Raw genomic sequence first — 12,409 nt, forward strand, 5'->3', positions numbered from 1 at the left:
GCGGAGCAGGAACCGGGCGGCCTTTTGTTCGACGGCCTTGAGCCGGCCGGCCTGGACATGCTCTAAGGCGGCGCGGAACTGAGTGAGCAGGAACGGTGATGGCAGGAACGGCGATGGAGCGCGGCGCACGTAAGGTCGATCCCAACAGCGACGCGGCGATCGCCGCGTCGGTGACCCCGCGGCCGATCGAGGAGGTCGGCGCCCGGCTGGGGCTCGATCCGCGCGTCCTGTTCCGCTACGGGCATATCAAGGCCAAGATCGCGCTGGAGGCGGTGCATCCTGCCGAGGCGAAGGCCGACGGCAAGCTCATCCTGGTCACCGCCATCAACCCGACCCCGGCCGGCGAGGGCAAGACCACCACCACCATCGGCCTGGGCGATGCCCTGTCGCGCATCGGCAGGAACGTCGCCATCGCCCTGCGCGAGCCCAGCCTCGGGCCGGTGTTCGGCTCCAAGGGCGGCGCCACCGGCGGCGGCCGGGCGCAGATCATCCCGATGCAAGACATCAACCTGCATTTCACCGGCGACTTCCACGCCATCAGCGCCGCCCACAACCTGCTCGCCGCCGCCATCGACAACCACATCTACTGGGGCAATGCCCTCGACATCGATGCCCGCCGCATCAATTGGCGCCGGGTCGTCGATCTCAACGACCGCGCGCTGCGCCATGTGACGGTGGGGCTCGGCGGCCCGCCCAACGGCTTCCCGCGCGAGGACGGCTTCGACATCACCGTCGCCTCCGAGGTGATGGCGATCTTCTGCCTCGCCCGCTCCTTCGAGGATCTGGAAGAGCGGCTCGGCCGCATGGTGGTGGCGCACACCCGTGCCCGCCACCCGATCACCGCCGCCCAGCTGAAGGTGACCGGCTCGATGGTGGCGCTGCTGCGCGACGCCTTCCAGCCCAACCTCGTGCAGACGCTGGAGGGCACGCCGGCCCTCGTGCATGGCGGCCCCTTCGCCAATATCGCCCATGGCTGCAACTCGGTGGTGGCCACCCGCACCGCGCTCGGCCTCGCCGATTACGTGGTGACCGAGGCCGGCTTCGGCGCCGATCTCGGGGCGGAGAAGTTCCTCGACATCAAGTGCCGGCAGGGCGAGATCGCCCCGTCAGTGGTGGTGATTGTCGCCACGGTGCGGGCGCTGAAGATGCATGGCGGCATCGCCCAGAAGGACCTCGGCCCGGAAAACCCGGCGGCGGTGCGGGCCGGGGCCGGCAATCTGGTGCGCCACATCGAGAACATGAAGTCCTACGGCCTGCCGGTGGTGGTGGCGATCAACCGCTTCACCTCCGACACCCCGGCGGAGATCGCCGAGATCGAGCATGCCTGCGCGGCGGTCGATGCCGAGGTGCACCTGTGCAGCCATTGGGCGGAAGGCTCGGCCGGCGCCGTCGGCCTTGCCGAGGCGGTGGTTCGGCTCGCCGAAGGGGCGTCCGATTTCAAGGTGCTGTACAAGGACGACCTGCCGCTGGTGCAGAAGATCGAGACCATCGCCCGGCGCATCTACCGGGCCGGTTCGGTGGCGTTCGACGCCGGCGCGCTGAAGAAGCTCGCCGATTTCGAGGGCATGGGCTATGGCGATCTGCCGGTGTGCATGGCGAAGACGCAGTACAGCTTCTCCGCCGATCCCGGCTTGCGCGGCACGCCGTCCGGCTTCGTGCTGCCGGTGCGCGACGTGCGCTTGTCGGCCGGCGCCGGCTTCGTCGTCGCTTTGTGCGGCGATGTGATGACCATGCCCGGCTTGCCGTCGCATCCGGCGGCGGAGAACATCTATGTCGACGAGACCGGCTTCATCGCCGGCCTGAGCTAGCCCCGCCCCGGCGCTCGATGCCGGGTCGGCATTTTCGGCGGACGTGGCGAAACTGGTAGACGCACGAGACTTAAAATCTTGCGCCCTCAAAGGCTTACGGGTTCGAGTCCCGTCGTCCGCACCACCCATCGCCGCGGCGCCGTCCGCCGGCCGTATCCTTTTATCGCCTGCCGCGGCCCACAGGAGTGCCTGGAGTGTTCGACCGGAATTTCGGCGCCTTCCTCTTCGACATGGACGGGACCGTGCTCACCTCCATCGCCGCGGCCGAGCGCGTTTGGACGCGCTGGGCGGAGCGCCACGGCCTCGATGTCGCGCGTTTCCTGCCGACCATTCACGGCGTTCAGGCGGTCGACACCATCCGCCGGCAGGCACCGAACCTGCCCGGCATCGACATCGCGGCCGAGACCGCCTGGGTGACGCAGGCGGAGATCGAGGATGTCGACGGCATCGCGCCGATCCCCGGTGCCGCCGCCTTCCTGGCCGCCCTGCCGCCGGAACGCTGGACCATCGTCACCTCGGCGGCGCGCGAGCTGGCGGCAGCCCGGCTCAAGGCGGCCGGCCTGCCGCCGCCGGCGCGCATGGTGTGCGCCGAGGACATCGCGCGCGGCAAGCCGGAGCCGGATGCCTATCTGCATGCCGCCGAGCGGCTCGGCGTCCGCCCCGAGGATTGCCTGATCTTCGAGGATGCCCCGGCAGGCATCGCCGCAGGGGAGGCGGCCGGCGGCACGGTGCTGGTGATCACCCAGACCCATCACCAGCCGCTGGCGACCCCGCATCCCGCGGTGCGCGACTATCTCGGCCTCGGCGCGACAATTGCCGCCGATGGCTCGCTGCGCCTCACCTGCCACACGGCAGGGGAGCGGGCAGGGAAGGGCCCTGGCCGCTGAGCAGCCGGAGCCGGCGAGAGGGGCTCAGTCGATTCCATCCACCGCCTTCAGCCGCGGCACGATGAAGTCGACAAAGGCGCGCACCGCCGGGCGCAGGAAGCGGGTCGAGGGGAAGCTGATGAACAACTCGCTCGGCTTCACCTCGTAATCGGGCAGGATGCGGACCAGTTCGCCGCGGGCCAGCGCGTCGGCCACCAGCAGCGTCTGCACCGGGCCGGGTCCGTGGCCGGCCTTGAGGCTGCCGACGATCACCTGCGCCGCATTGGTGCGCAGCAGCGGCTGCACGGGCACCTCGATCGTCTCGTCGCCGCGCAGCAGCGCAAGCCGGCCGCGATCGGACAACACCGTGGTCGTCGCCACGATCGGCCGGGTCGCGAGATCGTCCGGGGTCGCAATCGGGCCGGCCTCGGCGAGATAGGCGGGGGAGGCGACCATTATACGCCGCACCACGCCGACATGGCGGACGACGATGTCGAGGCCCTCGGGACGGCCATAGCGCAAGGCGAGGTCGAAATTTTCGTAGACGAGGTCGACCGCGCGGTTGTCGAGCACCAGGTCGGCGGTGATGCCGGGATGGGCGCGCTGGAACTCGATCAGCAGCGGATGCAGGCACTGCGCGCCGAGGCAGGCGGGGGCGAACAGCCGCAGCGAGCCCTCCAGCCGGTCGGCATCGCGTCGCACGCCTTCCAGCGCCGCGTCGATCGAGGCGAGCGCCGCGCGCGAGGCCTCGAACAAGGCCTGCCCCTGCGCGGTCGGGCGCACGGCCCGCGCCGAGCGTTCAAGCAATCGTGCGTTCACATGTCGTTCGAGATTGCGCAGATGCTTGGTCACCGCCGGTTGCGAGATGTCGAGATCGCGCGCCGCGCCGGTCACCGAGCCCTTCTCCACCGTTCGGATGAAGGCACGCAACGCCAGGGATAGATCCATCATGCTTCCGGAATACCATATCCCAAAGTTATGATCACAATTGCATCATAGCATATGGACATGGCGGCGGCCATCAGGCTTTCTGCCTCGCATCAGCTCAGTCGAGGTCCTTGAGAATCATGCCGCTTACCCGTCGTGCCGCGCTCTTCGGTGCCCCCCTGTTTCTCGCCGGCTGCGCGACGCAGGGCCGTCTGCCGGCGCCGACCGCCGCGACCCCTTCCATCGATCCGCGCTGGGCGGCCATGTATGGCCCGGTGGAGGGAGAGCCCTTCCCGGTGCCGGCGGTGGATATCTCTGAGATCGATCCGCAGTTCCTGCGGCAGGAGGTGGCCTATCGCGGCGCCGAGCCGGCCGGCACGCTGGTAGTCGATCCCAACCGGCGCTTCCTCTATCTCGTGCGCGAGAACGGCCGGGCGATCCGCTACGGCGTCGGCGTCGGCAAGCAGGAAGGCTTCAACTTCCAGGGCGAGGCGACCATCGCCCGCAAGGCCCAGTGGCCGCGCTGGACGCCGACCCCGGCGATGATCGCCCGCGAGCCGGAGCGCTATGGCCCCTATCGCGACGGCTTGCCGGGCGGGCCGACGAACCCGCTCGGGCCGCGGGCGCTCTATCTCTACAAGGATGGCCGCGATACCCTGTATCGCCTGCACGGCACCATCGAGCCCTACACCATCGGCACCATGGTGTCCTCCGGCTGCATCCGCCTGCTCAACCAGGACATCATCGATCTCTATCGCCGCGTGCCCACCGGCTCGCGGGTGATCGTGCTGCCTGCCGGCGCTGCCGGCGTCGCCTGAGGCCAAACGGGTCGGGCAAGGGGAGGGTGGTGCGGCTTGCGCCCTGCCGTCCCCGCCCCTTTTCGGGGCGCGGATTTCCGGCTGCGCCGACGCGCGCCCATTGTGGACATGGCGCGGAACTCCATCGGCAATGCCGGGTGGCGGCTCCACGATGTTGCCGCGTTCCTGCCGCCAGCCTGTCCGCTGGCGGTCGCTCAACCTTGAAAACGCAAGGCTTTCCTGAGCGGCAGCTTACCGTTTGTTTACCATATTGTAATGTGCGCCGCATTTCTGCCGTACTCGGGCAGCCTCCTGTGGCATAAGGAGTGGGGGATCGGGTGAGTGGCCCGGTGTCCCGAATGTGGGTTTGCATCCGCGAGTATTCGGCGCCCGCCTTAATCGGCGCCGCAGCGGCTGCCAACAGAACGGTCGGGTGTATGGGGCAGGAATCGGCTCTGGATCGAGTTGCCGGCAAGTCGTCGGCGCGGGTGGCTTCATCGGGCCTTTCGGGGGTCTGCCGCATCGCGGTGCTTGTCGGAGCCGGCCTGTTGGTCGCGAACTGCACGGCTGAGAACAAGCTCACCAGCAAGATCGATCCCAAATACGGCGTGGCAGCCAGCCCGCGCGTGGTGAAGCCGGGTGATCCGGTTCCCAAGGGGGGTGGCGCCTATCGCGTCGGCAAGCCCTACACCGTCGCCGGGCGTGTCTATACTCCCTCCGAGAACAGCAAATATCGCTCCGAGGGTCTCGCCTCCTGGTATGGCGACGATTTCCACGGCCGCCTGACCGCGAATGGCGAAGTGTTCGACATGCACTCCATCGCCGCGGCGCATCCCACGCTGCCGATGCCGAGCTATGTGAAGGTCACCAATCTCGCCAACAGCCGCTCGATGGTGGTGCGCGTGAACGATCGCGGCCCGTATCACGGCAACCGCGTCATCGACGTTTCCTCGCGTGCCGCCGATCTTCTCGGCTTCAAGCGTTCCGGCACCGCCCGCGTGCGGGTGGAATATGTCGGCCGCGCGCCGCTCGAAGGCTCCGACGACATCCAGCTGGCGGCGACGCTGCGCGAGAATGGCAAGCAGGTCATCCCCACCACCATGCTGGCCTCGGCCGGCTCGGTAATGCCGCGCATGGCCGCGCCGGCGCCAACCCGCATGGCGGTCGCCGCCAATGTGCCGCTGCCGCCGAGCCGTCCGTTCGAGCTCGGCGAGCCGAGCGCCGAGGACGTCGCCGAAGCCCCGGTCGCCGGGCCGGTGGTGGCCAGCGCCTATTCCGTCAATCCGGTGCGTGTCGCCGCCCGTCCGGCGCAGCAGGCGTCGGCCGTGGTCGCTCCGCCCGCCCCGGCGCCGCAGCAGGTCGCCTTCGCGCCGCTGCCTCCCAAGCCGGCGGTCAGGCCGGTGGCGGCCGCCCCAGTCACGGCCGCCCCGGTCGCGGCCCAGCGGCCGGCCGTCGCGGCGGCTCCCATCGCCAAGCCGGCTCCCGTCCGTGCCGCTCCCGCCACGGCCCCGGCGGCGGTCGCCCAGATGGCGCCGCAGCCGACCCGGCAGCAGGCGCTCGCCGCAGCCGGCTGGGTGGTCGGTGCGCAGCCGGTGATGAGCTATTCCTCCTCGCAGGGCGCAGCGAGCGGCCAGGGCCTCTACTGATCCCTTCCGATCGGTTGCCACGCCGTCGCGAGGGTCTGATTGCCCCCGGCGGCCGCGGCTGCTAACTCTTCCGACATGCGCGGAGGGTCGTCGAGCATGTCTTCGGGCAAGCGGTCATCACATGTCGCCGCCAGACCCGGCCGGATCGATCGGATCCGGCCTTGCTTCGGTCGCACCATACATCTCATCGTACCGGCGTTGACGCTGATTTTCGGCTTTTTGCCGCTGCCTGCCCACGCCCAGGCCCAGCCGCCGGCCATCGCCTCGCCGCAGGCGATTCTGGTCGATTACGAGAGCGGCACGGTGTTGTTCGAGCGCGCCGCCGACACCCCGTCCGCCCCCGGCAGCATCGCCAAGATGATGACGACAGCCGTGGTTTTTCAAGAGCTTGCAGAAGGCCGCCTGACGCCGGATACCGAGTTCAAGGTCAGCGAATATGCCTGGCGGCGCGGTGGCGCGCCTTCCGGGGGTGCGACCATGTTTGCCGGCATCAATACCTCGATCAAGGTCTCCGACCTGTTGCGTGGCGCCATTATCCCCTCGGGCAACGACGCCACCATCATCCTGTCGGAAGGCATTTCCGGAAACGAATTGGCTTTCGTTCAGAAAATGAACGATGAAGCGAAGAAAATTGGCTTGACGGCCTCCGTATTCGCCAATGCAAGCGGGTTGTCTGACCCGACACAGCAGACCACGGCGCGCGACATGATGCGGCTGGCTACGCACATCATTCGCAACTACCCGCAATATTACACGATCTATGCTGAGAGCGACTTTCTCTGGAACAAGATCCTCCAGAACAACCGAAACCCATTGCTCGGCATGAGCCTCGGTGCCGACGGTTTCCAGACCGGCTATCTGAAGGAGTCCGGCTTCAACCTCGTGGGTTCGGCGGTTCAGAACAACCAGCGCCTTATCTTGGTGTTGCTCGGCGCCAAGAGCGACAAGGAACGCGCCGACGACGCGCGCAAGCTGCTTGAATGGGGCTTCCGCGCCTTCGAGTCGAGGCTGTTGTTCGACAAGGGCCAAGTGGTTGGCGAAGCGACGCTTTATGGCGGCGCGCGCGGCGGCGTGCCGCTGGTAGGCACGTCGGCCATACGTCTCCTGGTGCCGCGCAACGGTACAGAGCGGATCAATGCCCGCATCCTCTATGAAGGCCCGGTCGACGCTCCGGTCACCGCCGGTACCGAGCTAGCCCGGCTGCGGGTAATGCGGGGCGATCACCTCGCCTTGGAAGTGCCGCTCGTCGCGGCAGAGAACATCGCCGAGGGGCCGCTCTGGCGCCGGGCGCTCGACGGCGCCTACGAACTGGTCGTGGGCCTTGCGCGCGATGGATTCAGCAAGCTGAAGAACGCTTATGCCCGAGCCACTTAAGCGGCGGGCGCCGCGACGGCGGGTCCTTCCGGTGGGGCCGGGGCGCTTCATCACCTTCGAGGGCGGGGAGGGCGCCGGCAAGTCGACCCAGGTGCGCCTGCTGGCCGAGCGTCTGCGGCAGGCCGGTGTAGCGGTCGTCACCACCCGCGAGCCTGGCGGGTCGGCGGGTGCGGAAATCTTGCGTCATGTCATCCTCTCGGGTGCGGCGAAGCCCTTGGGGCCGTTGGCCGAGGCGACCTTGTTCGCCGCCGCCCGCGCCGATCACCTCGACGCCACCATCCGTCCTGCTCTCGCGGCGGGGCAATGGGTGATCTGCGACCGCTTCGCCGATTCCACCCGCGTCTATCAGGGGGCGCTCGGCCAGATCGATGCCGGGCTCCTGCGGGAGCTGGAGGCGGTGACGGTGGGCGAGACCCGGCCCGACCTCACCATCATTCTCGACGTGCCGGCGGATGAAGGGCTAGGCCGTGCGGCGGCACGATCAGGTGTCGGAGCCGATCGTTTCGAGCGCGAAGGATTGAGCTTTCACAAGCATTTGCGTGATGCCTTTCTCGCGCTTGCGCGTGAGGAGCCGCAGCGCTGCGTGGTGATCGATGGCCAACGCGACATCGAAAGCGTTGCGGCCGACGTGTGGCGGGTGGTCGACGAGCGGCTGGAAAGGTCGACGAAACAAGGCCCGTCAAGGAGTGTGCGATGAGCGAAGCTATCGCCGAAGCGGATCGCTTCGGCACCGCGCCGAGCCCGCGCGCCAATCATCTGCTGATCGGCCATGGCGAGGCAGAAGCCTCGATCCGCGAGGCATGGGATGCCGGTCGGCTGCCGCATGCATTGCTGATCGGCGGACCTGAGGGCGTGGGCAAGGCGACCTTCGCCTATCGCCTCGCCCGTTTCGTGCTGTCCGGCGGCCGTGCACCTGCCGGAACGCTGGAGATCGGCGCCGATCATCCGGTGTCGCGGCAAGTGACGGCGCTCTCCCATCCCGACCTGCTCGTGCTGCGGCGCGTGTCGAACGATGCCGGCAAACTGCCGACGGCCATTCCCGCCGAGGTGGTGCGCAAGGTGCGCAGCTTTTTCGGCTCGACGGCGGCGCTGGGCGGCTGGCGGGTCTGCGTGGTCGATACGCTGGACGAGATGAATACGCAGGGCGCCAACGCTTTGCTGAAGACGCTCGAGGAGCCGCCGGAAAATGCGCTGTTCTTGTTGATCAGCCACGCGCCAGGCCGCCTTTTGCCGACGATCCGCTCGCGCTGTCGCGCCTTGCCGTTGCGGGCGCTGTCGCAGGAGCAGGTGATGCAGGCGCTCGATCATCTGGCCGGCCACATGCCAGATCTCTCCCGCGCGCGCTTCGCCGAGGCGGCGGAGGCCAGCGAGGGCAGCGTCCGTGAGGCACTGGCCCTGCTGTCGGCCGATCGCCTCGCCGTGCGCCGGGCCACCAATGACCTCCTGGCACAGCTTCCCCACGTCGATTCCAAGGCACTGCACAGCCTTGGCGACAAGCTGCAGGCCGACCGCGAAGGCGGTGCCGAGAGCTTCATGGCTGCTGTGGAGAACTGGATTTCCGACCGCGCGACCGGCAGGGTGCAAAGCCCGGGCGTGCGCCTTGCACGCCTGCCGGAGGTGTGGGAGAAGGTTCGCCGCGCCGCGATCGACGCGGATGTCTATAATCTCGATCGTAAGACGTTCGTATTCCGGATCTTCGCGTCGCTTCACGAGGCGGTAAGGCCCTGACCGCGCGAGGCAGCCCGCTGGGTCCGGCAGCCGCAGGATCGTGCCAGGATTACGCCTTGTGAAACCCACCTTCTACATCACCACGGCCATCGACTACCCTAACGGCTCGCCGCATATCGGCCATGCCTATGAGAAGATTGCCACCGACGCCATCGCCCGCTTCAAGAAGCTGGACGGCTACGACGTGCGCTTCCTCACCGGCACCGACGAGCACGGGCTCAAGATGGCCCAGACGGCGGAAAGACAGGGGCTGACTCCGTTGGAGTGGGCGACGAAGAATTCCAATCGCTTCAAAGCGATGGATGGTCTTCTTCGTGTCGAATATGATCGCTTCATCCGCACCACCGACGAGGACCATATCGCGGCGAGCCAGGAGATCTGGCGGCGCATGGCTGATAATGGCGACATCTATCTCAGTGCCTACACCGGCTGGTATTCGGTGCGCGACGAGGCCTACTACGGCGAGGACGAGACCACGGTGAATGCCGACGGCGTCCGCCTCGGCCCCCAGGGTACGCCTGTCGAGTGGACCGAGGAGAACAGCTATTTCTTCCGCCTCTCGGCCTATCAGGAAAAGCTGCTCGCCTTCTACGAAGCGCATCCCGATTTCATTCGTCCCGAAAGCCGGCGCAACGAGGTGCTGAGCTTCGTGAAGGGTGGGCTTCAGGATCTTTCGATCAGCCGTACCACCTTCTCCTGGGGCGTGCCGGTGCCGGACGACCCGGCGCATGTGATGTATGTATGGGTCGACGCGCTCACCAATTACATCACCGGCGTCGGCTTTCCCGATGACGCCAGCGAAACCTTCAAGCGCTTCTGGCCGGCGGATTTGCACGTCATCGGCAAGGACATCATCCGCTTCCATGCCGTGTACTGGCCGGCCTTCCTGATGTCGGCCGGCCTCCCGGTGCCGAAGACCGTGTTCGCGCACGGTTTCATCCATAATCGCGGGGAGAAGATGTCGAAGTCGGTCGGCAACGTGATCGACCCCTTCGATCTCGCCCAGGCCTATGGTGTCGACGCGCTGCGCTATTTCCTGCTGCGCGAGATTCCGTTCGGCCAGGACGGTTCCTACAGCCACGAGGCGATCGTCGCCCGTACCAATGCCGACCTCGCCAATGATCTCGGCAACCTCGCCCAGCGGTCGCTGTCGATGATCGCCAAAAACCTTGGGGGCGTGCTGCCGGAGCGAGGCGTGCTGTCGCCGGAGGACGCCACCATGCTCGCCAGCGCCGATGGCCTGCTGTCGGCGGCGCGCAATGCGATGGATGAGCACTTGCTCCACCAGGCGCTGGCGGCTGTGTGGGCGGTGGTGGCCGATGCCAACCGCTACTTCGCCGCCTCGGCCCCCTGGGAACTGCGCAAAAGCGCGCCGGAACGTTTCGGGACCGTGCTGTGGACCACTGCCGAGGTGATCCGGCAAGTGGCGGTGCTTGCGCAGGCCTTCATTCCCGATAGTGCCGGCAAGCTGTTGGACCTGCTGGCGGTGCCGGCCGATCGACGGGATTTCACCACTCTGGGGGAGGGCGGCCGCCTGGCGGCCGGCGCTCGCCTGCCCCCTCCGGCGCCGGTTTTCCCGCGCTATGTCGAGCCGGAAACGGCCAGCGCATGATCGTTGACAGTCACTGCCATCTCGATTTTCCGGACTTTGCTTCCGAGCTCGATGCGGTGGTCGCACGTGCTCGTGCCGCCGGTGTTGGCCGCATGGTGACCATCGGCACCCGCGTGCGTCGGGCTAGCGAGGTGAGGGCGATCGCCGAGCGTTTCGACGATGTCTTCTACTCTGTGGGCACCCATCCGCATAATGCCGGCGAGGAGCGTGACGTCACCCTCCCCGAACTCCTCGCCGCGGCCAACCATCCCAAGGTGGTCGCCATCGGCGAAGCGGGGCTCGATTATCACTACGATACCGCTGCGCGCGATGATCAAATGCACGGTTTCCGCCTGCACATCGCGGCGGCAAGGCAAACCGGCCTGCCGCTGGTGATTCATGCCCGCGAGGCGGATGACGATGTCGCCCAGCTTCTTGAGGAAGAATATGCCAAGGGTGCCTTTTCCTTCGTGCTGCACTGCTTCACCGCGGGTGCCGAGCTAGCGCGTCGGGCAGTGGCCATCGGTGGCTATGTATCGTTCTCGGGTATCCTGACCTTCAAGAGCGGTGCGCCGTTGCGCGAGATCGCAGCATCGCTGCCGGCCGAACGACTGCTGGTGGAGACGGATGCCCCCTATCTCGCGCCCAACCCATGGCGGGGAAAGCGCAATGAGCCTTCTTATGTCGTAGAGACGGCTCGTATTCTGGCGGAAACGCGTGGGATTGCCACCAAGGACGTCGCCAAGCTGACCACCGATAATTTCTTTCGCCTGTTCTCCCGAGCCCACTAAAAGCGAGCCGCCTGCGCCCATGGTCCTGACCTTCACCATCCTCGGCTGCGGCTCTTCCGGCGGCGTGCCGCGGGTGGGGCAGGGTTGGGGAGCTTGCGATCCCGCCGAGCCGCGCAACCGCCGCCGCCGCTGCTCGCTGATGGTGGAGCGCTCCGACGGGGAGGGCAAACCAGTGACCCGGCTGCTGGTGGACACCTCCCCTGACTTGCGCGAGCAGCTGATCGATGCCGGCGTGACTCGCCTCGACGGCGTTCTGTTCACCCATGAGCATGCCGACCACACCCACGGCATTGACGATCTGCGGCCGCTCACCATCCTGCACCGCAAGCGGATGAACGTTTTCCTGGATGCCGAGACCTCGGCGATCCTCAATGCCCGCTTCAGCTATTGCTTCCAGTCGCCGCCCGGTAGCGATTATCCCCCGATTCTCGACGAGCATCGTTTCGAGCATGGCGATACGATCCGCATCGATGGTCCGGGCGGGCTCATTGAGGTCACGGCGTTCCGGATGTTTCACGGGGCGATCATCGCCTATGGATTCCGCTTAGGCGACCTGGCCTATTGCCCGGACCTTCACGACCTGCCGGTCGAAAGCCTGCCTTATCTCGAAAGGCTCGACACCTGGATCATTGATGCGCTGCGCTACACGCCGCATCCGACACATTTGTCGGTGAGCGAGGCGCTAGGCTGGATCGAGCGAATGAAGCCGCGTCACGCCATACTGACCAATCTGCATACCGACCTCGACTATCATAAGCTCGCTGCCGAACTGCCAGCCGGCATTGTGCCGGCCTATGACGGCATGAAAATATCGTTGCCTGGTTAGAGGTTGGGCTCGGACATTCAGCTGAACCTGAATTTGTATTTTCCATAATATGTCT

General features: G+C 66.9%; 11 protein-coding genes and 1 tRNA gene. 11 read left to right on the top strand and 1 reads right to left on the bottom strand.

The annotated features are described in order from the left end of the window. Nucleotides 1-98: 98 nt before the first annotated feature. The 3 genes from J2X65_RS01715 to J2X65_RS01725 all read left to right on the top strand — a co-directional run bounded on the left by J2X65_RS01715 (nt 99) and on the right by J2X65_RS01725 (nt 2,695). Nucleotides 99-1,808 (top strand): formate--tetrahydrofolate ligase, encoded by a 1,710-nt coding sequence (locus J2X65_RS01715; RefSeq protein ID WP_404977638.1) that lies wholly within the window; start codon nt 99-101, stop codon nt 1,806-1,808. A 37-nt stretch (nt 1,809-1,845) separates the two neighbouring features. After that, a tRNA-Leu gene (locus J2X65_RS01720) sits at nt 1,846-1,932 on the top strand. A gap of 70 nt (nt 1,933-2,002) precedes the next feature. Then, on the top strand, nt 2,003-2,695 hold the full coding sequence (locus tag J2X65_RS01725; protein ID WP_310197093.1) for an HAD-IA family hydrolase: 693 nt from the start codon (nt 2,003-2,005) through the stop codon (nt 2,693-2,695). Between the two features lie 24 nt (nt 2,696-2,719). On the opposite strand, the gene J2X65_RS01730 is transcribed toward J2X65_RS01725, so the two are convergent. Beyond that, on the bottom strand, nt 2,720-3,625 hold the full coding sequence (locus tag J2X65_RS01730; RefSeq protein WP_310197097.1) for a LysR family transcriptional regulator: 906 nt from the start codon (nt 3,623-3,625) through the stop codon (nt 2,720-2,722). A gap of 116 nt (nt 3,626-3,741) precedes the next feature. Between J2X65_RS01730 and J2X65_RS01735 the strand changes: the two genes are divergently transcribed. The 8 genes from J2X65_RS01735 to J2X65_RS01770 all read left to right on the top strand — a co-directional run bounded on the left by J2X65_RS01735 (nt 3,742) and on the right by J2X65_RS01770 (nt 12,354). Continuing rightward, entirely contained in the window at nt 3,742-4,419 is a 678-nt protein-coding gene (locus J2X65_RS01735; RefSeq protein WP_310197100.1) for a L,D-transpeptidase, read from the top strand. A gap of 527 nt (nt 4,420-4,946) precedes the next feature. Next, nucleotides 4,947-6,044 (top strand): septal ring lytic transglycosylase RlpA family protein, encoded by a 1,098-nt coding sequence (locus tag J2X65_RS26955; RefSeq protein WP_404977639.1) that lies wholly within the window; start codon nt 4,947-4,949, stop codon nt 6,042-6,044. Between the two features lie 96 nt (nt 6,045-6,140). Continuing rightward, nucleotides 6,141-7,418 (top strand): D-alanyl-D-alanine carboxypeptidase family protein, encoded by a 1,278-nt coding sequence (locus J2X65_RS01745; protein WP_310197103.1) that lies wholly within the window; start codon nt 6,141-6,143, stop codon nt 7,416-7,418. Further along, nucleotides 7,402-8,115, top strand: coding sequence for a dTMP kinase (gene tmk / locus J2X65_RS01750; protein WP_310197106.1), 714 nt, complete (start codon nt 7,402-7,404; stop codon nt 8,113-8,115). The genes J2X65_RS01745 and tmk overlap by 17 nt, the downstream gene beginning before the upstream one ends. Then, nucleotides 8,112-9,146 carry a DNA polymerase III subunit delta' gene (locus tag J2X65_RS01755; protein ID WP_310197110.1) on the top strand — a complete coding sequence of 345 codons (1,035 nt, stop codon included), beginning with the start codon at nt 8,112-8,114 and terminating at the stop codon, nt 9,144-9,146. The genes tmk and J2X65_RS01755 overlap by 4 nt, the downstream gene beginning before the upstream one ends. A gap of 58 nt (nt 9,147-9,204) precedes the next feature. After that, nucleotides 9,205-10,758 (top strand): methionine--tRNA ligase, encoded by a 1,554-nt coding sequence (metG, locus tag J2X65_RS01760; RefSeq protein ID WP_310197112.1) that lies wholly within the window; start codon nt 9,205-9,207, stop codon nt 10,756-10,758. Beyond that, a complete protein-coding gene (locus J2X65_RS01765; RefSeq protein WP_310197115.1) occupies nt 10,755-11,528 on the top strand; it encodes a TatD family hydrolase in 774 nt (257 codons plus the stop codon). The genes metG and J2X65_RS01765 overlap by 4 nt, the downstream gene beginning before the upstream one ends. A gap of 19 nt (nt 11,529-11,547) precedes the next feature. Continuing rightward, nucleotides 11,548-12,354: an MBL fold metallo-hydrolase gene (locus J2X65_RS01770; RefSeq protein ID WP_310197117.1), complete on the top strand. Its 807-nt coding sequence runs from the start codon at nt 11,548-11,550 to the stop codon at nt 12,352-12,354. Nucleotides 12,355-12,409 lie beyond the last annotated feature (55 nt).

The sequence above is a fragment of the Ancylobacter sp. 3268 genome (assembly GCF_031456575.1).
GTDB lineage: Bacteria > Pseudomonadota > Alphaproteobacteria > Rhizobiales > Xanthobacteraceae > Ancylobacter.

Bases quoted from the DNA above. Each gene is read 5' to 3' on its own strand.
- J2X65_RS01730 (WP_310197097.1), bottom strand. From the start codon at position 3,625: ATGATGGATCTATCCCTGGCGTTGCGTGCCTTCATCCGAACGGTGGAG.
- J2X65_RS01755 (WP_310197110.1), top strand. From the start codon at position 8,112: ATGAGCGAAGCTATCGCCGAAGCGGATCGCTTCGGCACCGCGCCGAGC.
- J2X65_RS01715 (WP_404977638.1), top strand. From the start codon at position 99: ATGGCAGGAACGGCGATGGAGCGCGGCGCACGTAAGGTCGATCCCAAC.
- tmk (WP_310197106.1), top strand. From the start codon at position 7,402: ATGCCCGAGCCACTTAAGCGGCGGGCGCCGCGACGGCGGGTCCTTCCG.
- J2X65_RS01765 (WP_310197115.1), top strand. From the start codon at position 10,755: ATGATCGTTGACAGTCACTGCCATCTCGATTTTCCGGACTTTGCTTCC.
- J2X65_RS01770 (WP_310197117.1), top strand. From the start codon at position 11,548: ATGGTCCTGACCTTCACCATCCTCGGCTGCGGCTCTTCCGGCGGCGTG.
- J2X65_RS01745 (WP_310197103.1), top strand. From the start codon at position 6,141: ATGTCTTCGGGCAAGCGGTCATCACATGTCGCCGCCAGACCCGGCCGG.
- J2X65_RS01735 (WP_310197100.1), top strand. From the start codon at position 3,742: ATGCCGCTTACCCGTCGTGCCGCGCTCTTCGGTGCCCCCCTGTTTCTC.